14 protein-coding genes are annotated in these 21,693 nt (G+C 71.1%); 7 read left to right on the top strand and 7 right to left on the bottom strand.

The window, feature by feature from the left end:
* Nucleotides 1-23: 23 nt before the first annotated feature.
* Nucleotides 24-1,022 (bottom strand): LacI family DNA-binding transcriptional regulator, encoded by a 999-nt coding sequence (locus tag Aiant_RS03315; protein WP_306415821.1) that lies wholly within the window; start codon nucleotides 1,020-1,022, stop codon nucleotides 24-26.
* A gap of 200 nt (nucleotides 1,023-1,222) precedes the next feature.
* On the opposite strand from Aiant_RS03315, the gene Aiant_RS03310 reads away from it, so the two are divergent.
* The gene (locus tag Aiant_RS03310) at nucleotides 1,223-2,611 is read left to right on the top strand and encodes a DUF1996 domain-containing protein (protein WP_189330878.1); all 1,389 of its coding nucleotides are present in this window, start codon (nucleotides 1,223-1,225) and stop codon (nucleotides 2,609-2,611) included.
* A 1,067-nt stretch (nucleotides 2,612-3,678) separates the two neighbouring features.
* Here the strand turns inward: Aiant_RS03310 and Aiant_RS03305 are convergent.
* Nucleotides 3,679-4,233: a DUF305 domain-containing protein gene (locus Aiant_RS03305; RefSeq protein ID WP_189330877.1), complete on the bottom strand. Its 555-nt coding sequence runs from the start codon at nucleotides 4,231-4,233 to the stop codon at nucleotides 3,679-3,681.
* Nucleotides 4,234-4,369: 136 nt separating this feature from the next.
* On the opposite strand from Aiant_RS03305, the gene Aiant_RS03300 reads away from it, so the two are divergent.
* Complete coding sequence (locus Aiant_RS03300; protein WP_189330876.1) at nucleotides 4,370-7,777, top strand: discoidin domain-containing protein; 3,408 nt, start codon at nucleotides 4,370-4,372, stop codon at nucleotides 7,775-7,777.
* 41 nt (nucleotides 7,778-7,818) lie between these two features.
* Here Aiant_RS03300 and Aiant_RS03295 read toward each other — a convergent pair whose 3' ends face one another.
* The 4 genes from Aiant_RS03295 to Aiant_RS03280 form a co-directional block, all read right to left on the bottom strand.
* Nucleotides 7,819-8,334, bottom strand: coding sequence for a hypothetical protein (locus Aiant_RS03295; RefSeq protein ID WP_189330875.1), 516 nt, complete (start codon nucleotides 8,332-8,334; stop codon nucleotides 7,819-7,821).
* A 95-nt stretch (nucleotides 8,335-8,429) separates the two neighbouring features.
* Nucleotides 8,430-11,933: an nSTAND1 domain-containing NTPase gene (locus Aiant_RS03290; RefSeq protein ID WP_189330874.1), complete on the bottom strand. Its 3,504-nt coding sequence runs from the start codon at nucleotides 11,931-11,933 to the stop codon at nucleotides 8,430-8,432.
* Nucleotides 11,934-12,021: 88 nt separating this feature from the next.
* On the bottom strand, nucleotides 12,022-12,774 hold the full coding sequence (locus Aiant_RS03285; protein WP_189330873.1) for an alpha/beta fold hydrolase: 753 nt from the start codon (nucleotides 12,772-12,774) through the stop codon (nucleotides 12,022-12,024).
* 42 nt (nucleotides 12,775-12,816) lie between these two features.
* Complete coding sequence (locus Aiant_RS03280; protein WP_189330872.1) at nucleotides 12,817-13,443, bottom strand: hypothetical protein; 627 nt, start codon at nucleotides 13,441-13,443, stop codon at nucleotides 12,817-12,819.
* Between the two features lie 55 nt (nucleotides 13,444-13,498).
* On the opposite strand from Aiant_RS03280, the gene Aiant_RS03275 reads away from it, so the two are divergent.
* Nucleotides 13,499-14,236, top strand: a complete 738-nt coding sequence (locus Aiant_RS03275; protein ID WP_189330871.1) for a hypothetical protein — start codon at nucleotides 13,499-13,501, stop codon at nucleotides 14,234-14,236.
* Complete coding sequence (locus Aiant_RS03270) at nucleotides 14,233-15,294, top strand: spore photoproduct lyase family protein (RefSeq protein WP_189330870.1); 1,062 nt, start codon at nucleotides 14,233-14,235, stop codon at nucleotides 15,292-15,294. The genes Aiant_RS03275 and Aiant_RS03270 overlap by 4 nt, the downstream gene beginning before the upstream one ends.
* On the opposite strand, the gene Aiant_RS03265 is transcribed toward Aiant_RS03270, so the two are convergent.
* Complete coding sequence (locus tag Aiant_RS03265) at nucleotides 15,282-16,814, bottom strand: MDR family MFS transporter (RefSeq protein ID WP_438800555.1); 1,533 nt, start codon at nucleotides 16,812-16,814, stop codon at nucleotides 15,282-15,284. The genes Aiant_RS03270 and Aiant_RS03265 overlap by 13 nt on opposite strands.
* Nucleotides 16,815-16,943: 129 nt before the next feature.
* Here Aiant_RS03265 and Aiant_RS03260 point away from each other — a divergent pair, with 129 nt between their 5' ends.
* The 3 genes from Aiant_RS03260 to Aiant_RS03250 all read left to right on the top strand — a co-directional run bounded on the left by Aiant_RS03260 (nucleotide 16,944) and on the right by Aiant_RS03250 (nucleotide 21,606).
* Nucleotides 16,944-17,516: a TetR/AcrR family transcriptional regulator gene (locus tag Aiant_RS03260; RefSeq protein WP_189330869.1), complete on the top strand. Its 573-nt coding sequence runs from the start codon at nucleotides 16,944-16,946 to the stop codon at nucleotides 17,514-17,516.
* Between the two features lie 27 nt (nucleotides 17,517-17,543).
* On the top strand, nucleotides 17,544-18,251 hold the full coding sequence (locus tag Aiant_RS03255; protein ID WP_212847145.1) for a serine hydrolase domain-containing protein: 708 nt from the start codon (nucleotides 17,544-17,546) through the stop codon (nucleotides 18,249-18,251).
* 106 nt (nucleotides 18,252-18,357) lie between these two features.
* Nucleotides 18,358-21,606 carry a TIM-barrel domain-containing protein gene (locus Aiant_RS03250; protein WP_189330868.1) on the top strand — a complete coding sequence of 1,083 codons (3,249 nt, stop codon included), beginning with the start codon at nucleotides 18,358-18,360 and terminating at the stop codon, nucleotides 21,604-21,606.
* The last annotated feature ends 87 nt before the right edge of the window (nucleotides 21,607-21,693 follow it).

Below are 21,693 nucleotides of genomic sequence, written 5' to 3'. Positions count from 1 at the left end.
TCTTTGGGGTGCCGGTGAGAAGCTCAGCCGGACTGGCGGACCACCAGGGAAGGCTCGTAGATGACCGAGCTGATCCGCGACTGCGGCTCCTCGATGCGCAGGAGCAGGAGTTTCGCGGCCTCGGCGGCCATGTCCTCGAGGGGGTGGCGGACCGTGGTCAGGGCCGGGCGGGCGGCCAGCGCCGCGCTGCTGTCGTCGAAGCCGACCACCGCGACGTCGGCGGGGGACTGCTTGCCGGCGTCACGCAGGACCAGGAGGGCGCCGAGGGCCATCAGGTCGTTGGCGACGAAGACGCCGTCCAGCTGGGGGTGGGACGCGAGCAGGGCGCGCATCGCCTGCTCGCCGCTCTCCTGGGTGAAGTTGCCGCTGACGGTCGGGACCCAGGCGTGCCCGTGCCGGGCCATCGCGCGCTGGAAACCGGTGATCCGGTCCTGGCTGGCGGGCACGTCGGCCGGGCCGGAGATCATGCCGATCCGCTGGCAGCCGCGGGAGACGAGGCGGTCGGCGGCGAGGGCGGCGCCGGTCTCGTTGGCCAGGTCGACGTAACTGATCGGGACCGGCGACGGTGGGCGGCCGATCAGCACGGCCGGGATGCCGGCCTCGGCGAGCAGGCCGGGCAGCGGATCGCGGGCGGGCAGGGAGAGCACCACGGCGCCGTCGGCCTGACCGTTGCGCAGGTCGCCGACCAGGCGTTTGTGGCCGTCGGCGCCGACCATCTGCAACGCCAGCTGGGCGGTGGCGGGGCGGAGCACGCTCATCAGGCCACCGACGATGCGGCCGAAATAGGGATCGGCGAAGAACCGGCTCATGAACGGGTCGTCGTCGTGCGTCTCGGAGTCGGAGACGACCAGGGCCACCGTGCCGGTGCGGCGGGTGACCAGGGAGCGGGCCATCCTGTTCGGCACGTAGCCGGTCTGCTCGACGGCGCTCCACACCAGCTCGTGCAGCTGCGGGTCGACGTTGCGGATGCCGTTGACGACCCGCGAGACGGTGGCCCGCGAGACGCCCGCCACTCGGGCCACGTCCTCGAGCGTTGGTAGCCGGTGGCTCTGCATGCGGTGTTTATAGCACGGGATGGAGAGCGCTTTCCGCTCTCGGCGCGGGATGCGTGGTTCGCCACGTTCCGGAACCTCAAACCATTGACGGGAGTCGGTTCGGCCTCGTTGACTGGAAAGCGCTCTCCAAGCGTACGTACCGTCCTCCGAACCTTGGGAGATCCCCCGTGCAGAAAAAGAAGCTGCTGGCGCCCTTAGCGGCGCTGGCCCTGGTCAGTACCGTGCTGACCGTCACCCAATCCGCCTACGCCGCCGACTCGCTGCTGTCCCAGGGCCGTCCGGCGCTCGCCTCCTCCACCGAGAACGGCGAGTCCCCGGCCATCGCGGCCGTCGACGGCCGCTCCGACACCCGCTGGGGCAGCCAGTGGTCCGACCCGCAGTGGCTGCGCGTCGATCTGGGCGCCACCGCCACGATCACGCAGGTCAAGCTGGAGTGGGAGGCCGCGTACGCGAAAGCCTTCCAGATCCAGACCTCGCCCGACGGCAACACCTGGACCAGCATCTACAGCACCACGAACGCCACCGGCGGCAAGCAGACCCTGAGCGTCAACGGCTCCGGCCGCTACGTCCGGATGTACGGCACCCAGCGGGGCACCGGCTACGGCTACTCGCTGTACGAGTTCCAGGTGTACGGAACGTCGACCGCCACGCCGCCGCCCACCGACGGCCCCGGCTACGTCTACGCGAATCCGCCGGTCACCGGCGTGGTCCCGTCCACCGCGACCCCGCCCGCGCAGAACCCGCCGGTCACCCACCGCGAGTTCCAGGCGAACTGCTCGGTCAGCCGGACCAACCTCGGCGACGACCCGATCGTCTTCCCGAACCTGCCCGGCGCCTCGCACTCGCACACCTTCATGGGCAACCGCACCACCAACGCCGCGACCACCCTGGCGTCGTTGCAGGCCGGCACGACGTCCTGCATCACCCCCGGTGACAAGACCGGTTACTGGATGCCGACCCTGCTCAACGGCACCACCGCCGTGCAGCCGGACGGCCCCCAGGTCATCTACTACAAGAGCGGCGTGATCGACTACACCAGCGTCCGCCCGTTCCCGCCGGGTCTGCGCTACGTCGTCGGCAGCCCGTCCTCGACCATCGACGAGTTCCGCAACCACCCGGGCGCGGTCGAGGGCTTCGAGTGCGGCGACCTGACCCGCCAGTGGGACATCCCGGCGAACTGTGTGGCCGGCTCCCAGCTCAACGTCCGTCTCCAGGCCCCGAGCTGCTGGGACGGCATCCACCTGGACACCCCGGACCACAAGAGCCACATGGCGTACCCGATCGTCGGCGTCTGCCCGGCCGACCACCCGGTCGCCGTCCCGATGATCGAGTTCAAGATGGCGTGGCCGGTCAGCGGCAACATGGCCAACGTCCACTTCGCCAGCGGGCGTGGGTACTCGTTCCACTACGACGTCTTCAACGCCTGGGACCCGGCCGTGCTGGCCGCGCTGGTCCGCCACTGCATCAACGGCGGTCTGCAGTGCAACCCGCGCGGCTTCGACCAGTACAAGCCGGACCGTGGTGCGGCGCTCAACGAGAACTACGAGCTGCCGTAACCCCTGATCACTGCCTGCCCGGGGGCGCTGGGGACCCCTCCGGGCAGGCAGTTTCCACATCCAAACCCATTTCCGGTACGCCCTGAGCACCGCTCCCACGCATTCCCCTCCTCCTCACCCGCACCCGCCCGTGCTCGCAGTGCCCGGAGCGCGGAGCGAACCCCCGGGCTGGTCCTGGTGGCCCTATCACGTGCTCGGGCAGGGCTGCCAGGGCCAGCCCGTAACCGTCGGGCTGGCGCTCATGGCCCCATCGCGTGCTCGGGTAGGGCCGCCAGGGCCAGCCCGTGACCGTCGGGCTGGTGCTCACGGCCCTATCGTGCGCTCGGATAGGGCCACCAGCGCCAGCCCGTGACCGTCGGGCTGGTGCTCATGGCCCTATCGCGTGCTCGGATGGGGCCGCCAGGGCCAGCTCACAGCCCACCAGCGTCGGGCTGGTGCTCACGGCCCTATCGCGTGCTCGGATGGGGCCGCCAGGGCCAGCCCGTAACGGTCGGGCTGGTGCTCATGGCCCTATCGCGTGCTCGGATGGGGCCGCCAGGGCCAGCCCGTGACCGTCGGGCTGGTGCTCATGGCCCTATTGCGTGCTCGGATGGGGCCGCCAGGGCCAGCCCGTGACCGTCGGGCTGGTGCTCATGGCCCTATTGCGTGCTCGGATAGGGCCACCAAGGCCAGCCCGTAACCGTCAGGCTGGCGCTCACGGCCCTATCGCGTACCCGGGTAGGGCTACCAGGGCCAGCTGGACACTGCACGGCGGGGCGGGGGTGGTGCTGCTCCGGGTTCGGGGCTCCGGGCGTACCGGAAATGTCGGGGTATGGCGGATAGGTGGGCTGCGGGCCGGGACGGTCGCGGGGTCGGATCTGACCGGGTCATCGGCTGACCGCGACTGGCGGCCGCAACCTCGGCCACCAGATTTGTGGCCTGGGGGCACGCACGACCGCTGGACGGGACTCCGGGACGAGGTGCCACCGGCCGGATCGCCCTTGAGCGGACCCTACGGGAGGATTTGTTGTTCCGGAACCGGCGTGACGAGCGCCGTGGCACCCGATAACAGTTTTCCGGCGAGGAATTCAGAAATCTTTTTGTAGCTTCCTCAGGGCGTCCGCGCGAGTTTTCAGAATGCTCGTAGCGAGCGCCTTGGTCCGGCTTTCCGCCCCGGCGGTCTGCTCGCTGGTGGCCAGCTTGTGCCCCTGCTCCAGGTGCTCGCGGAGCGCCTTGGTGAGCATCGTGTCGAAGCCGGCGCCGCGCGCCCCGGTGGCCGAGGCGAGCAGGGACGGCGTGACCATCCCGGGCATCGGCATGCCCTTGTGCTGGTTCTCGGCCGGGATCCCGGCCTCCTCGCCGAGCTGCCGCAGCGTCGCCAACTCCTCGTCAGTGAACGCCTTGACCTGGGCGGACAGGTCCTTGAGCGAGGGCGAGGCGCCGTTCGCCGGGGTCAGCGCGAGCAGCGGGAGCAGCTCCTCGTCCATCGCGATGTTGATCTCGATCCAGGCGAGGTCGGTGCCGCCGAAAACGGCCGGAGGCGGCGCCGAGGGCGGGGCGGGCGCGGGTGCCGCGGCGGGGGAGCCGCAGGCGGCCACGCCGAGCAGCAGAGCCGCGGCGAGCAGGCGGGGATTCGGTTTCACGGGCGGAGCTTGCAGTTCCGGAACCGGGTATGTCAATGGGAAGTATTGACCTCCGGCAACATGAGCGAAACAATCGCGTTCGCTTGGAGAGCGCTTTCCCTGTATCCCTGAATGCCGTCCCCCTTGGGGTGTGATCATGAAACAGAAACCAAGACCGGCTGTGCTGGCGAGTGTTCTCGCCGTGCTGCTGGGCCTGGCCACGGTCGCCGTGACGACCGTGGCGAGCGCCGCTGACACGCTCCTCTCCCAGGGCAAGCCGGCCCTCGCCTCCTCGGTCGAGGGTGCCGACGTGAGCGCCGACAAGGCCTTCGACGGCGACGCCGGCACCCGCTGGTCCAGCCAGTTCGCCGATCCGCAGTGGATCCGCGTGGACCTGGGCGCCACCGCCACGATCAGCAAGGTCACACTTCAGTGGGAGGGGGCGTACGGCAAGGCTTACAAGATCCAGACCAGCCCGGACGGGACCGCCTGGACCGACGTCTACTCGACCACGACCGGCGCCGGGGGCACCGAGGACCTGACCGTCAGCGGCAGCGGCCGCTACGTCCGGCTCTACGGGACCGCCCGGAGCAGCGGCTACGGCTACTCGCTCTACGAGTTCAAGGTCTACGGCTCGACCGGCGGGACCCCGGCCGGCGAGTGCACGACCAACGCGGCCCAGGGGCAGCCCGCCACCGCCTCCTCGCAGGAGGGCGCGGACGTGAGCGCCGACAAGGCGTTCGACGGGAACACCGGGACGCGCTGGTCCAGCGTCTTCTCCGACCCGCAGTGGATCCGGGTGGACCTGGGCGCCACCAAGGCGATCTGTGGTGTGGTCCTCCAGTGGGAGGGCGCGTACGGCAAGGCGTACCAAATCCAGACAAGTCCTGATGGGACCACCTGGACCAACGCCTACTCCACCACCACCGGCGCAGGCGGCACGGAAAACATCGCTGTTTCGGCGAACGCCCGATATGTCCGGCTCTACGGAACCGCCCGTGCCTCCGGCTACGGCTACTCCCTGTGGGAGTTCAAGGTCCTGACCAGCGGCGGAACGACGACCACCCCGACCACCCCGCCGACCCAGGACCCCAACTTCACCACCGTCTGGCAGGAGAACTTCGACGGTACGGCCGGCACCTCCCCGAGCAGCGCCAACTGGCTGCTGCGCACCGGCACCCAGTACCCCGGCGGCGCCGCGAACTGGGGCACCGGCTCGGTCGAGACCGCCAGTGACTCCACCGCCAACGTCGCCCTCGACGGCAGCGGCAAGCTGAGCATCAAGGCCATCCGGGACGGCAGCGGCAAGTGGACCTCGGGCCGCCTGGAGACCCAGCGCACCGACTTCACCCCGCAGCCGGGCGAGCAGCTCAAGTTCAGCGCCGTGCTCAAGCAGCCGGGCGTCGCCAACGGCGCCGGTTACTGGCCGGGCTTCCGGGCGACCGGCGCCGCTTACCGCGGCAACTACACCAACTGGCCGTCGATCGGCGAGACCGACATCATGACCGACGTCAACGGCCGCGACCAGCTCGCCCAGACGCTGCACTGCGGCACCGCCCCGGACGGCCCGTGCGCCGAGTACACCGGCCGGTCCTCCGGGTTCGCGTCCTGCGTCGGCTGCCAGACCGGGTACCACGAATACTCGCAGGTCATCGACCGGACCAAGACCGACGAGGAGATCCGCTTCTACCTCGACGGCAAGCAGACCTGGGTGGTCCGCGAGTCGCAGGTCGGCGTCACGGCCTGGAACGCGGCCGTGCACCACGGCTTCTACCTGCGGCTCGACCTGGCGATCGGCGGCTCGCTGCCGAACGCGGTGGCCGGCTTCACCACACCGACCGCGGACACGACCAGTGGCGGCGTGCTCAGCGTCGACTCGGTGACCGTGTCCAAGTCGACCGGCACCACGCCGGCCGCGATGACCGATCCGGCCGTCCCGGCGGGGCCCAGCGTCGTCAAGGTCACCGGTACCCAGGGCAACTGGACGCTGACCGTGAACGGCACGCCGTGGCAGGTCAAGGGCATGACGTACGGCCCGCCGCAGGCCGCCGCGGACGGGTACATGCGGGACCTGAAGAACATGGGCGTCAACACGATCAGGATCTGGGGACCGGACGCCAACACGCCGGTCCTGCTGGACACCGCGGCCCGGTTCGGGATCAAGGTGATCGTCGGGCTCTGGCTGAACCACGGCGCCGACTACGTGAACGACACGGCGTACAAGACGTCGGCCAAGACCGACGTGCTGAACTGGGTGAACCAGCTCAAGGGCCGGCAGGGCGTGCTGCTCTGGGACGTCGGCAACGAGGTCATCCTGGAGATGCAGAACTACGGGCTCTCCGCGGCCGAGGTGGAGGCGCGCCGGGTCGGTTACGCCAAGTTCGTCAACGAGCTGGCCGAGGCGATCCACGCGGCCGACCCGAACCACCCGGTGACCTCGACGGACGCCTACACGTACGCGTGGACGTACTACAAGCAGTACTCGCCGGCGCTCGACCTGCTCGCGGTCAACTCGTACGGGGCGATCGACACGGTCAAGCGGGACTGGATCGCGGGCGGTTACACCAAGCCGTACATCCTCACCGAGGGTGGCCCGGCCGGTGAGTGGGAGGTGCCCAACGACGCGAACGGGGTGCCGACCGAGCCGTCCGACCTGGCGAAGAAGGCCGGGTACACGTACAGCTGGAACGCGATCAAGGGGCACGCGGGTGTGGCGCTCGGCGCGACCGAGTTCCACTACGGCCTGGAGAACGACTTCGGCGGCGTGTGGCTGAACACCACCACCGGTGGCTGGCGGCGGCTCGGGTACGCGGCGCTGCGGGAGGCGTACACCGGTCAGCCGGTGCCGAACACCGCGCCGGAGATCTCCGCGATGACCGTCGACAACGCGACCGCGGTGCCGGCCGGTGGGACGTTCACGATCAGCACGACCACGTCCGACCCGCAGGGTGACGCGATCCGCTACAACCTGATGGCCAGCGACAAGCACATCAACGGCAACAAGGGGTTGCGGTACCTGACCTACACCCAGACCGCGGACGGCAAGTTCACGGTACGCGCGCCGGAGACGCTCGGCGTGTGGAAGGTCTACGTGTACGCCTACGACGGCCAGGGCAACGTCGGCATCGAGCAGCGCTCGTTCAAGGTCGTCCCGCCGACCCTGCCCGGCACCAACCTGGCCCGCGGGAAGACCACCACCGCGTCCACCTACCAGCCGACCGGCACCAACGGGCCGCAACTGCCGTCGTACGCGGTGGACGGCGATTACGGCACCCGGTGGGCGAGCGAGTGGGTCGACTCGGCGTGGCTCCAGGTGGACCTCGGCTCGGTGCAGTCGTTCGACCACGTGTCACTGGCGTGGGAGGCGGCGTACGCAACGTCGTACCAGGTGCAGACGTCGAACGACGGGACCAACTGGACCACCGTGTACTCGACGACGGCCGGTGACGGCGGGTTCGACAACCTGGCGATCAACGGCTCCGGCCGATACGTCCGGGTGAACAACACGGCGCGGGCCACGGCGTACGGATACTCGCTCTACGAATTCGGCGTCTACCGCCAGTAACCGCGAGCAGGGACGCGCCCGGCCTCAGGCCGGGCGCGTTTCTAGTTCTGGTTGAAACACACCGAAGTGACCATGGTCGTCCGAGTGTCGGCGGAGGCCCCGCTGTACACCAGCCGCCCGTCCTTCGTCCTGGTCCAGATCTTCTTCTGATCCTCGTCAGGGTTCTGCGCGAGCACGCCGTGGATGACGACCTGGTCTTTCGGGAAGGTGACGCAGCCGTGTTCCATGATCATCGGAGAGGTCTCCGGGTCCGGCCAATTCCTGGTCAGGACGGCGAAGGGAGGATCCGTGGCCTTCTTACCGCCCTCGAAGACCTCCAGTTGGTCCGCGCTGATCTTCGGGTCCTTGCAGCGCATGACCACGAGATAGTCGTCCTTGCCGTCGCCGACGATGTTGCGATGTTCCACGCCGATGAGCCGAGCACCCTGTTCGCAGTTGAGATCGCGGCCCGCGGCCGCGACCCAGTCGGTGTGTTCCAGGTCGGTGCCGTCGGCGCAGGCGGTGAGCGGCAGGAGGGCGGCGATCACGACCAGGGGCAGGAGGCGGCGTGCGGACATGGCAGGGTCTCCCTTCGGCGCTTTTCCACCAGGAGACCCAGGTCCGGCCGGGTGGGTAAACGCGCCGGGAAATGCCCGTACAAGGCCGTACAGCCTCAGCACGGCTTCAGGTACGCCCGGCCCGGCACGTAGCGGTGCCACTCCTGCTCGGTCATCGGGTCCCCGGCGCCCGCGCACGCCTGCCGGATCACCTCGGCCGGATCGAGGAGCCACATCCGGGCGTAGCCGTCGGCCCCGCCGCTGACCAGCACCGGCCGTCGCGGGTCGAACTCGACCGTGTAGACCGCACCGGCGTGCCCGGTCAGTGTCGCGTAATGGACGGGCCGGCGCGGATCGGCGATGCTCCACAACCAGATCTGCCCGTCGCCGCCGCCGGCCGCGACCATCCGGCCGTCGCCGCTGACCGCGACCGAGTAGACGTAGTTGTGCGGACCGGTGAGCGGCACGCCGACCGGCACCGGCCGGCTCGGGTCGCTGACGTCCCACAGATGGACGGCGTCGTCGGTCGCGCCCGCCGCGAGCAGGCGCCCGTCCGGGCTGAACCCGAGCGAGAAGACGTAGCTCGACCCGGCGGTCAGCGGCTTGCCGAGCGCGACCGGCCGCCGGATGTCCGCGATGTCCCAGAGGCGCACCACGCCGTCCGCCCCGGCCATCGCGAAGACGCGGCCGTCCGGCCGGAAGGTGGGGGAGTAGGCGTAGTTCGCCGGGCCGGTCAGCAGGCCGCCGTCGCGCGGGTGGTAGGGGTCCGAGACGTCCCACAACGCGCCGGTCCGGTCATTGCTCGCGGCCGCCAGCAGCCTGCCGTCCGCGCTGAACGACAACGCCTGGATCACGTCCCGCTGCCGTCGCAGCCGGGCCGGGACGAGCACCGGGCGCGCCGGGTCGCGCACGTCCCACAGGCGTACCGTGCCGTCCATCGCACCGACCGCGAGCGTGCCGCCGTCCGGGCTCAGCGTGCCCGCCCCGGACGGTTGCAGTCCCGGGCCGACCGCGTGCGGCAGCGCCGGGCCGAGCGCACGGGCGCGGCGCGGGTCGGTGGTGTCCCACAGCCGTACCGAATCGTCGATGCTGGTGACGGCGAGCCGGGTGCCGCCGAAGATGGCGTTGAAGACGCCCTGGGTGGCGCCGCCGAGCACCGGGCCGGGCAGGTCCCAGATCCGTGCGGCGCCGTCCGCGGCGCTGGTGACCAGCCGGCCGGTGCCGCGGGCGAAGGAGACGGCGGTGACCGGCGCGGGATGCGCCAGCACCGACACCGGTTGGTGCGTGGTCAGGTCCCACAGCCACGTCTTGCCGTCCGAGCTCGCGGCCGCCACCGTCCGGCCGGCCGGATCGAAGGTGACACCGTTGACCCAGCCGGTCGGGCCGGTCAGCGACGGCACGGCGGTGACTTTCCGGTCGTCGACCCGCCACAGCCACACGGTCTTGTCGGCCGAGCCGGCCGCGAGCGTGTGGCCGTCCGGCGAGAACGCCACCGCGAAGACGGTTTTCGCCGGTCCGGTCAGTGGCCGGCCGATCGGGCCGCCGTGCTCGTCCCACAGCCGCACGGTCCGGTCCTTCGAGCCCGCCGCGATCGTGCGGCCGTCCGGCGAGAACGCCACCGCCTGCACGTAGTCCCCGGACCGCAGCACCATCGGCCGCTCCCGCGGCTTCGTCAGATCCCAGACCTGAACCGTGTGGTCCGCGCTGCCGGCGGCGATCCGGCGGCCGTCCGGGCTGAAGGCGATCGCGTAGACGGTGTTGGCCGGGCCGTTCAGCACGGCCTTCAGTGTCCGCGTCGGCAGGTCCCACAGCCGTACCGTGCGATCCGCGCCGGCGCTCGCGAGCAGGCGCCCGTCCGGGCTGAACGCGAGCCCGAAGATGGTGCCGGTGTGCCCGGCCAGCGGCGTCCCGGGCCGCCCGTCCGTCCACAGGTGAACCGCGTTGTCGGCGCCGGCGCCCGCGACGACGTGCTCGTCCGGGCTGATCGCGGCCGCCTGCATCACGCCCTTCGGCCCGGCCAGCCGGCTCTCCGGTGCCGCGCTGAACGCGCTGAGCAGGCCGGACAGCGCCTCGGGGGTGCGCGCGGTGCGATAACCGGCGACCGCGAGCTGCAGGCCCAGCCCCGGGTCGGTCACCCGCAGCTGCTCGGACTCGACGGCGATCTGGCGAGAGACCGCACGGTCGCGTTCGGTGGCGGCGGCTCGCTGCTGGCGATAGGCGACCACGGCCAGAGCGGAGGCGGTCAGGGCCAGGACGGCGAGCAGCACGGCCAGCCGCTGCATGCGCCGGGTGCGTTTCCGCAGCGCCACCTGCTCGGCCTCGGCACGCTCCCGGCTCGCGGTCACGAAGGAGCGTTCCAGGTCGTTCAGCCGTAGCCGGGCACTGCCGGCCGCGGTCAGGCTCGCACCGCGCAGCAGCAGGTCCGGGTCGTGATCGGCTTCCGCCCAGCGCGCGGCCGCCTCGGTGATGCGGCGGTGGACCCGGCGGCCGTCGCGGTCGGTGTCGACCCATCCGCGCAGTCGCGGCCAGGCTTCGATCAGCGCCTCGTGCGCGATCTCCAGGTGGTCGTCGCCGGCGGTGAGCAGCCGCGCCGCGACGAATCGCTCGGCGACCTCGTCGGGCGGCAGCTCGGCCCGCGGCACCTTCCGCCGTACGTCGTCGTCCGCGTGCACCAGCCGCAGGAACAGGTGCCGGGCCGCCTCCCGCTGGTCGTCGCCGAGGTCGTGGTAGACCTCCTCGGCGCTGCGCGCGACCGCGTCGTGTACCCCGCCGGTCGCCTGGTAGGCCGCGACCGTGAGCCGGCCCCGGCGGCTGTTCTCCCAGGTGGCGCGCAGGGCGTGGGAGAGCAGCGGCAGGCTGCCGGCATAGTCGCGCAGCAACAGTGCGACCAGGCCGTCCTCGACGTCGAGGCGGGCACGGCGAGCCGGTTCGACGATGGCCCGCCGCACGTCCCCGGTGTCCATCGGCCCGACGACGATCTGGTGCTCCTGGAGTGCTCCGGCCAGCCGGGGAACGCGCAGGGCGCGACCGTAGAAGTCGGCCCGCAGGCCCATCACCACGACCCCGTCCGGGATGCCGTCGAGGAACGCCGCGTCGTCGAGGTGTTGTTCGAGCTGGTCGACGACGAGCAGGCCGGGGCGGGCCGCCACCGCGCCGGCCTGGATCAGCGACGACTTCCCGGACCCGGACGGCCCGACCACCACGATCCAGCCGCCGCCGTCGCGCCGGCAGGTGTCCACCTCGTCGAGCAGCCGGGCGGTGAGCGCCTCCCGCCCGAAGAACCACTCGGCGTCCCCGGCCGTGAAGCCGGCCAGCCCGCGGTAGGGCACCGGAGCGTTCGCGGGACGGCGTCCCGGGCTCACCCGGACCCGGACGAGGGCATCCGCCCAGCAGTCGAGCGTCTCCTCGTCGATGACCCCGCACGCCCCGAGCAGGCGCCGCAGCACCTCCGGGCGCCCCGGCGGGGGCAGGTGCCGCCCGGCGAAGTAGCCGCCCGCCGTGCCCGGCTCCAGTTTCGCGTCGCGCGCCACGTCGCGGACGGTACGGCCGGCCTCCTCGCGCAGCCGGGTCAGTCCCGCCGCGAAGTCCTGCCGGGTGCTGATCTCAGCCGGATCGATCATCGGGACTCCCAGCGACGAGCGGCCCTTGGTGTGCCGCCTCATCGTCGGTCCCGGTGCCGCCGCGCGGTGTCCTAGATCTGTCCGTCCGTCAGCAGGACAGCCGGCCGATCTCGTCGGCGACCACCGCGGGAGCGTCCCGCGGCACCTCGTGCCCGGCGCCCGCCGCGACGACGAGCCGGCCCCCGGCGGCCAGCCCGGCAAGGCGTTCCTGCGCCGCCAGCCATGGACCGCTCACGTTCTTCTCCCGGCGGATCACGGTCAGCGGCAGGGTGGCGAAGGCCTGCCGCGCACCGGTCACCGCGGCGGCGGTCTGCTCCTGCACGGCGGGCAGGTCCAGACTCTCCGCGGCCATCGACACCTTGTCCCAGGCCGGCGCGCCGAGCGCGGCGAGCAGTCCGAGCTGCGGGTCGACGCCGTCGGCGAGGACCACCCCGCAGACCCGGTCGCGGTGCTGAGCGGTGTAGTGCAGCACCGGATAACTGCCGAACGAATGCCCGAGCAGCACCACCGGGTGGTCCGGATCGGCCTGCCGGACCACGCTGTCCAGCTCGGCGGAGAGCTGCGTGGCGTCGCGGCCGGATCGGGACGGGGCGGGGCTGTCCCCGGTGCCCGGCCGGTCGTAACGGCACACCCGGCGGTCATCGGGAAGCCGGTCGATCAGGTCGGCGAACGAGGCCGAGCCGGCGTGGTCGCCGATGCCGTGCACGAGCACCACGGCCGGGCCGGCGGTGCCCTGGCAGAGGACGCGCTGCCGCTCACCGGCCGCCTCCTGGACCGTGCCCCATGCGGGTTCGCCGGTGCAGGCGCCGGTCAGCAGGATCATGAAGGTAAGGACGGACACGGTCGCACGGCGTGGCACGGGGCTCCCCTCGGTCGGCTTCGTTCAGTGTGGTCGAGCCCGTCGACTCACCGCGACCAGCACCGTGGCCAGGACGAGCAGCAACGCCGGCATCAGCGGCGCCGCCCGGGAGTAGGTGGCGATCAGCCAGATCGCCACCGGATGGCTGGTCGCGGGCACGACCAGGAACGTCGCCGTGATCGCGAGCGGCGCTCCGCCGCGGGTCATCCTGGCGATCGCCGCGCCGATCACCGCCCACAAGGGAAAACACGCGAGGCTGGCCAGCAGGCACCAGCGCACCGACGGCACCGACAGCATGGTCGGGTCCGGCGCCACACTCGGGTAACCGTGTGTCCGCATCGCGCCCACCCCGGCGGCGATCGCCACCGCCCCGGTGCCCAGGCCGAGCAACAGGCCGGCGAGAGCCGCCCGGCGGTAGGACCCCGAGCGGGTGACCACCCAGGCGCCGGCGAACGCCGCGACGAACTGCCCGAACCAGTGCCCGGCCGTGTACACGTGCGCCGCCAGGTCGCGGTGGTACTCCAGCCGTTCCGGGTCCGACTGCGGGTCGTAGTACGCGAAGTACTCCCCGATCGCGACACTCAGCGGCGTCGCCAGCGCGGTCCACACGAGCAACCCGCCGGCGACGGCCGGCGCGACCCATCGACGCATGTTCGCCATGATGTCGCAGAACCGCTCGTTGGTCAGTGGCGCTTAGGGTGTCCTCATGGTGTTCGTGCCGAGTTTGTGGAAGGCCACCGCCGGCAGGCTCGTCGGTTCCCTGGGCTGTGCGGGCTATCTCGCGCTCGCCGCAGGCGTCGTCATCCTTCCGGTGATCGGGTTGGTGTTCGGCGCCCCGGCGATGTGGCGGACCGCCGGGGTGATCCTCGCGCTGGCGGCCGTGGCGGCGGCGAGCGGCATGGTGGCGATGGTGGCCGGCGACTTCCGCGCGGTGCGCCGCCTGGACCTGGAGCCGGGCGGCCTGGCTCTCACCCGCGGCTGGCGCAGGCACCTGGTGCCGTGGGACGAGGTACGCGCCATCGCGGTCGAGGAGCGGTGGAAGCTGGGCCGGCAGATCGGCGTCGCGGTCGTGGTGACCGCGGAGAGCGGCGAGATCCGGTGCGAGGCGGACGAGCACACCCCGCTGGGACGCCAGTCCGCGGACCGGGTGGCCGAGGAGTTCCGCGAGATCGAGGTGCCGGTCACCACGGCGAAGGTCGTCGTCAAGTCGCACGTCACCATCGAGCACTGGTGGACGACGGCCCAGGTGGCGGACTTCTGGGACGTGCCCGCCGAGGAGGTGTCCGAGCTCGCCGTGCTGTGGCGGGTGGCCTGCGCGGACTATCTGCCCCGCGCGGCCCTCCACCGGCCGGACATGGCGGCCCACGCGATCCCGGTCTACGACCCGGACGGCGTGTGTGAGGTGGCCGACGCCGTGCGCGGGAGTAATATGCGCAGGCCATGACTGGTGAGCTGCTGGACATCCGCCGGATCTACGTCGAGCCCGCCGCGGCCGTGCTGCCCCGTGGCAAGGAGATCCTGGCGCGTTTCCCGCAGGCGCAGCTCGTCGAGGTGGAGAGCCACAACCGGATCCCGGAGCTGTACGGCGACGAGACCAACGTCAACCGGTGGGTGCGGATCAAGCGGGAGGCCCTGGTCCTCGGGGTCAAGAAGACGCTGACCGCGCGGCCGAACGGGCGGTCCGCCGACTTCATCGCCCCGTCCACCGCGAACGGGTGCGCGATGGCCTGCGCGTATTGCTACGTCCCGCGGCACAAGGGCTACAGCAACCCGATCACGGTGTTCGCCAACATCGACAAGATCGCCGGGTACGTGCAGCGGCACGCGGCCCGGCAGGGGACCAAGACCACGCCGAACGAGTGCGATCCGTACGCCTGGGTCTACGACATCGGGGAGAACTCGGATTGCAGCGTCGACGCACGGATCAGCGACAACGTGCGTGACCTGGTGGAACTGTTCCGCTGGATGCCGAATGCGAAGGCGTCGTTCGCCACCAAGCACGTGAACCGGGAGATGCTCGACTGGGCGCCGGGTGGGCGTACCCGAATCCGGTTTTCGCTGATGCCGCCGCGAGATGCCAAGATCCTGGACATCCGCACCTCCCCGATCGCGGAGCGGATCGGCGCGATCGACGATTTCGTCGCGGCCGGTTACGAGGTGCACCTCAACTTCAGCCCGGTCGTGGTCCGGGACGGCTGGCTCGCCGACTGGGCGGACCTGCTCGCCGAGCTCGACGCTCGCCTCGGGCCGGCCGCAAAACAGCAGCTCGCGGCCGAGGTCATCTTTCTGACCCACAACCGCGAGCTGCACGAGGTGAACCTGGGCTGGCATCCGAAGGCCGAGGAGCTGATCTGGCGCCCCGACCTCCAGCAGCCGAAACGCTCGCAGAACGGTTCCTGGAACGTCCGCTACCGCACCGGCGAGAAGGGCCGCCACGTGGCGGCCCTCCTCGATCTGATCGCTACCGTGATCCCCTGTTGCCGGGTCCGCTACGCGTTCTGAAGCGCCTCGGCGGCCGGCTCGGGCTTCGGTGCGTCGGCGAACCCGCGCAGCGGCACGTGCTTGATGAACAGCGCGACGACGATGCCGGCCGCGGCCGCGACGGCGCCCCAGGTGAAGGCGGCGCTGACACCGTCGCTGACGGCGACGGAAAAGGCATGCCGCACGTTCTCAGGCAGACTGCGCAGCATGGCCGGGGTCATGCCGCCCGCCGACTGCGCGCTCTGCCCGCTGCCGCCGAGTGAGTCGATCAGGTGGTTGGTGTAGAGCGTGGTGAGCAGCGAGACGCCGAGCGAGCCACCCATGTTGCGCAGGAAGGTGGCGGCGCCGGTCGCCGCGCCGATCGACTGGACCGGCGAGCTGTTCTGCGCGATCAGCATGGTGGTCTGCATCAGGCAGCCCATGCCGGCGCCGAGGATCGCCATGAACACACCGGTGGTGAACCGCGAGGTGCCGGTGTCCATGGTGGCGAACAGGGCCAGCCCGGCGGTCATCAGGACGGTGCCGGCGATGGGCAGCGCCCGGTACCTGCCGGTGCGGGTGATCACCTGGCCGCCGACCAGGGAGACCACCATGGCGGAGAGCATCATCGGCATCAGCAGCAGGCCGCTGTTGGTGGCCGAGGAGCCCTGCACGTACTGCTGGAACTGGGGGAGCAGGGTGATGCCGCCGAACATGGCGAACCCGACGATCAGGCTGAGCACGCCGGCCAGGGTGAAGTTGCGGTTGGCGAACACCGACAGCGGCATGATCGGCTCGGCGGCGCGGCGCTCGACCGCGACGAAGGCGGCGAAGGCGATCAGGGTGACCGCGGCCAGGCCGAGGATCTGCGGGGAGGACCAGGCGTACTCGCTGCCGCCCCAGGTGGTGATCAGGACCAGCGTGGTGATCCAGGCGCTGAGCAGGCCGGCGCCGAACCAGTCGATGCGGACCTGACCCTTGCCGCGGGGCAGCTTGGCCAGCACGAACCAGCAGACCGCGAGGGCGACGACGCCGAGCGGCAGGTTGACGTAGAACGCCCAGCGCCAGTTCAGGTTGTCGGTGATGAAGCCGCCGACCAGCGGGCCACCGATCATGGCGACCGGCATGACCGCCATCATCACGCCCTGGTACTTGCCGCGCTCGCGCGGCGGGACGATGTCGGCGAGGACCGCCATGACGCCGACCATCAGGCCGCCGGCGCCCAGGCCCTGCACGGCCCGGAACGCGATCAGCTCGCCCATGTTCTGCGACATGCCGCAGAGCGCCGAGCCGATCAGGAAGATCGCGATCGAGGAGAGGAAGGTGATCCGGCGGCCCATCAGGTCACCGAGCTTGCCCCAGATCGGGGTGGCGACGGTCGAGGCCAGGATGTAGCCGGTGGTCACCCAGGCCAGATGGTTCAGGCCGTGGAGGTCGCCGACGATCGTGGGCAGCGCGGGGGCCACGATCATGTTGTCGAGCATGGCGAGCAGCATCGCGATGACGAGGCCGCTCATCGTCACCATGATCTCGCGGTGAGTGAAGCGGGTTGGTGTGGTCACGGCAGGGCATCCTTCGGTAGTCTTACTTACCGGCCGGTTAGTAGCCTACTTGCCGCACGGTAAGTTGGCAAACGGGCCGGTCACCGTGAGGATCGGCACGGCGGCGGATGCGTGAAGGGAAGAACAGCGATGGGTGCGGCAGGACAGCGGCGAGGCGTCGACACCAAGGCCGAGATCCGCAAGGTGGCCATCGAGCTGTTCACCGAGCGGGGCTACGAGGCGACCTCCCTGCGCGAGATCGCCGAGCGGCTCGGCATCACCAAGGCGGCGCTCTACTACCACTACAGCAGCAAGGAGAGCATCGTCCTGTCGATCTTCCAGGCCCACCTGGACGCGCTGGACGAGCTCGTCGGCTGGGCCCGCGAGCAGCCGCCCGGCCCGGAGCTGCGGGCCCAGGTCGTCGACCGGATGGTCGAGCTCGGCGTCGGCAGCGGGATGGCCGCCATGAAGTTCGCCATGGCCAACCAGCACGTGGTGCGTGACCTGCACCAGCAGCAGGGGCGGGAGAACGCGTTCGGCAAGATGACCGAGCTGTTCGACATCGTGACCGGGCCGGACGCCTCCCTCGAGGAGACGCTGCGGGTCCGTTCCGCCCTGCTCAGCGTCAACATCGTGCTGATGGCCTCGCGCGGGCTCACGGTCACCGACGCGGAGCTGGCCGGCGTCGCCCGCGACATCGCGCACAGCGTCCTGCAACGCTGACGGCCGGCGGCCGATAACCGTCGGGTTATCCGTCGTTGCCGCACTCGTCATTGGCCCGGCGAGCGCTGGCAGTACCAGATCGCCAGCGATCTGGCCGGCGTGCTCGTCGCGCGGGTCACCGGCCGGCCGTTCGAGGAGTTCCTGCGCGAGCGGATCTTCGAGCCGCTCGGCATGAGGGACACCGGTTTCCACGTACCGGCCGCCGACCTCCACCGGCTGCCGCCGCTGTACGCCCCGGATCCGCAGACCGGCGAGTTCCACGTCTGGGACCCGGCCGACGGCGGGCGGCACAGCGCGCCGCCGGCGTTCGCGGGCGGTGGCGGCGGGCTCAACTCCACCGCCGACGACTACCTCGCCTATTTCCGGATGCTGCTCGACGGCGGACTGCACCGCGGCGAGCGGATCCTGTCCCGGCCCGCCGTCGAGCTGATGACCACCAACCGGCTCACCCCCGCGCAGGAGGCCGCCCGGACCGCGATGGCGCGGGACAACGTGCACATCTCGTTCGGCCAGGGTCAGCACGGCGGCTGGGGCTTCGGGATGGCGGTGCGCACCTACCGCGGCGACTACGCGCCGGTCGGCCAGTTCGGCTGGGACGGCGGCAGCGGCACCTCCACCTACGCCGACCCGGAGAATCGTCTGGTCGGGATCCTGCTCACCCAGGTCGGCGCGTCCACGCCGGACTCGACCCGCGCTTTCCACGACTTCTGGACCACCCTTTACCAGGCCATTTAAGTCAAATTCCGATTTTGGTACGAGGTGAGCACACTCCCCTGGTTCCGGAACCGGCAATCGACGAGTGTCCATTGACACGGTCTCGTCGCGGCGAGAGGCTCGCTCCGTGTCGACCCGAAGCTTCGTCTCCCGGACGGCGGCCTGGCTCGCCTTCCTACTGCTTCTGGTGGTGACCCCGGGCGCGGCGCTCGCCGCGCCCCGGGCGCCGCAGACCCACGGTCAGACCGTGCGGGCCGGTCACCTGCGGGTCCAGGTGCTCAGTGCCACGCTGCTGCGGCTGGAATACGCCGCCGACGACGCGTTCGAGGACCGGCCCACCTTCACCGCGGTCGACCGGGACCCGCCGAAGACCTGGTTCACCGCCTCCACCCGCGGCGGCGAGCTGCGGGTCACCACCAGCGCCGTGACTTTGCGCTACCGGCTGGACAGCGGCCCGGTCACGCCCGCGAACACCAGCCTGGACCTGCGCGTCGGCGGCCGGTCGGTCACCGTGCACCCGGCGTTCGGCGATCCGTCCCGGACCGACGCGCTCGGCGGCTGGTACCGCGGCCTCGACTACTACGCCGGCCAGGCCGGCCCGGTCGAGGATCTGAAACTGCACCCCGGGATGCTGCACCGGGACGGCTGGTACCTGCTCGACGACACCGCAACGGCCCTGCGTAACGGCGACTGGGTCGCCGCCCGTCCCGCCCGGACCGGCGCCTACCAGGACGGATACCTCTTCGGGTACGGCCACGACTACGCACGCGGCCTGGCCGACCTGCGCGCGCTCACCGGCCCGTCGGTGCTGCCGCCGAAGTGGGCGTTCGGCACCTGGTTCTCGAAATATCAGGCGTACAGCGCCGAGGACTACCGCACCCGGTTGCTCCCGGCGTTCGCCGAGCACAAGGTGCCGCTCGACTCGCTGGTGATCGACACCGACTGGAAGGCCCCGAACCAGTGGGCCGGCTGGAACTGGAACACCACCCTGTTCCCCAAGCCGGACGAGTTCCTCGGCGACCTGACGAAGCTCGGCGTCAACGCCACCCTCAACGTGCACGCCGCGATCTCCGGCGACGACCCCCGGTTCGCCGACGCGCAGGCGCTCGCGAAAGGCAAACTGACGCCCGCCACCAGCAGTTTCGCGCCGAACCCGTACCGCTTCGACTGGAGCGACCCGGACCAGGCCGCGGCTTACGCATCGCTGCACAAGACGTTCGAAGACCAGGGCGTACGCCAATGGTGGTTGGATTATTGCTGCGACGACAGCCGCGTCACGGTGCCCGGCCTGACCGCCGACAGCTGGGTCAACGAGCTGTACCGCCGCGACGGCGACGCCCGTGACCGGCGCGGTTTCTCGCTCTCCCGGATCGGGGCGTCGTTCCCCGACTACACCACGCCCGGCCCGTCCGGCCCGTGGGCCGAGCACCGCAGCACCGTCCACTTCACCGGGGACACCCGCCCGGACTGGGCCACCCTCGCCTTCGCCGCCGCGATGACGCCGGCCGAGGCGAGCATCGGGATGTCGTACGTCAGCCACGACATCGGCAGCTTCGCCGGCAAGCACCTGCCCGACGACCTGTACCTGCGCTGGGTGCAGCTCGGCGCGTTCCAGCCGATCCTGCGCCTGCACTCCGACCACGGCGACCGGCTGCCCTGGGAGTACTCCGACACGGTCGGCAAGCCGGCCGCGGACTTCCTCCGGCTGCGCGAGTCCCTGGTGCCGTACCTCTACACGGCCGCCCGGCAGAACTACGACACCGGCATGCCGATGGCCCGGGCGCTGTACCTCCAGTGGCCCGAGCTGGACGAGGCGTACCGGCACGACACCCAGTACCTGCTGGGCGACTCGCTGCTGGTCGCCCCGGTGACCGCGGCCGGCCTGAGCACCACCGCCCCGGTCTGGTTCCCGCCCGGCACCTGGACCGACTTCTTCACCGGCGAGACCTTCCGCGGCCCGGCCACCAGGACCGTCGCCGCGACCCCGGATCACATGCCGGTCTACGTCCGCGCCGGCGGCATCCTGCTCACCGCCCCGCCGGCCGCGAACGTCGCCGCCCAGCCCGCCGACCGGCTGATCCTGACCGCCTACCCGCACGCGTCCGGCAGCACGCTGGTCTACGACGACGCGGGCGACGGCCTCGGCTACCAGGCCGGCGAGTACACCCGCACGCCGGTCCGCTACGACGAGAACAAGCGCGGTGCCGAGCTCACCGTCGGCCCCGCCGCCGGCACCCGCCACTACACGGTCCAGTTCGCCGGCGTCTCCCGCCCGCACGTCGTCACGGCCGCCGGTCGTCGCGTGCCGTTCACCTACGACGCGGCGAAACACCTGCTCAGCGTCGAGGTGACCGGCGCCAAGGCGATCACCGTGCGGCACGACGGGACCCCGCTCACCGTGGCGCAGCAGCCAGCCGTCGACCTGACCCTGACCGCCCCCGACGGCCTCCAGTCCGGCGCCACCAGCCGCCTGGTCCTGGCCGCCCACAACGCCGGCCCGGGGACCATCACCGCCCTGTCCGGCTCGGTGACGGCCCCGGACGGCTGGGTGATCACCCCGCGCACCCCGGCCACCTCGCTGGCCCCCGGCGCCGACTTCACCGTCACCTACGACGTCACCCCGACCGGCCCGTCCCCGCGCACCGCCCCGGTGACCGGCCACCTCGCGTACCGGAACCCGGACGGCAGCGCCGTGACCCTGCCCGCCGCCCTGACCGTCCCGGTCCGCCCGGTAGCCGTCACGTTCCGAGTCCTGGCCCCGCCCGGCACCCCACCGGACGCCACCCTGTACGTCCCCGGCAACATCACCGAACTCGGCCCGTGGGACCCCGGCAAGGTACCGATGACCAACCGTGGCAACGGCATCCACGAAGCCACCGTCACCGTCCTCGACGGCACCGATGTCCAGTACAAATACACCCGGGGCAGGTGGGAGACGGTGGAGGACTGGGGCTCGATAACCGGCACCAACAACCGCAGCGTCACCGTCGACGGCGGCATCACGCAAACCATGCTGGTCGACGACACCTCCACCCAGTGGGGCGTCCCCGGGGTCCCCGACACCCACCTGGCCATCCAGTACTGGCGAGACCCCGTCGTGGTGAACACCGCCGCCACCGCTTCCGCGGTCACCGTCACCTTCCAGCGCGACATCCAGCCCACCGGCAGCGACTACAGCGCGTCGATAACGGTCGCCGGCCCGGCCGGGCCGGTCTCCGGGGTCACCACCGAGCCCACTCCCGGCGCGCTGGTCTGGACGCCGGCCACTCCGCTCGCGGCCGGTGGTTACACGCTCACGGTCGACCAGGTCAGCAGCACCGGCCCCGGCGGCGTCCCCATCCGCAAGCCCTACACCAGCACCTTCACCATCCCATAAACCCTGTTTGTGTACGCGCACAGCACGGTCGACGCCGTCCGGCCGCCGCACCCCGCCCCGATCGGAAGCCGCCTCGTGGCCTCGTGG

The organism is Actinoplanes ianthinogenes (genome assembly GCF_018324205.1).
GTDB lineage: Bacteria > Actinomycetota > Actinomycetes > Mycobacteriales > Micromonosporaceae > Actinoplanes > Actinoplanes ianthinogenes.
Note: the sequence above shows the minus strand (reverse complement) of the source record. Positions and strands in the feature narration are given on the sequence as shown.

Bases quoted from the DNA above. Each gene is read 5' to 3' on its own strand.
- Aiant_RS03300 (WP_189330876.1), top strand. From the start codon at position 4,370: ATGAAACAGAAACCAAGACCGGCTGTGCTGGCGAGTGTTCTCGCCGTG.
- Aiant_RS03295 (WP_189330875.1), bottom strand. From the start codon at position 8,334: ATGTCCGCACGCCGCCTCCTGCCCCTGGTCGTGATCGCCGCCCTCCTG.
- Aiant_RS03290 (WP_189330874.1), bottom strand. From the start codon at position 11,933: ATGATCGATCCGGCTGAGATCAGCACCCGGCAGGACTTCGCGGCGGGA.
- Aiant_RS03280 (WP_189330872.1), bottom strand. From the start codon at position 13,443: ATGCGTCGATGGGTCGCGCCGGCCGTCGCCGGCGGGTTGCTCGTGTGG.
- Aiant_RS03275 (WP_189330871.1), top strand. From the start codon at position 13,499: ATGGTGTTCGTGCCGAGTTTGTGGAAGGCCACCGCCGGCAGGCTCGTC.
- Aiant_RS03270 (WP_189330870.1), top strand. From the start codon at position 14,233: ATGACTGGTGAGCTGCTGGACATCCGCCGGATCTACGTCGAGCCCGCC.
- Aiant_RS03260 (WP_189330869.1), top strand. From the start codon at position 16,944: ATGGGTGCGGCAGGACAGCGGCGAGGCGTCGACACCAAGGCCGAGATC.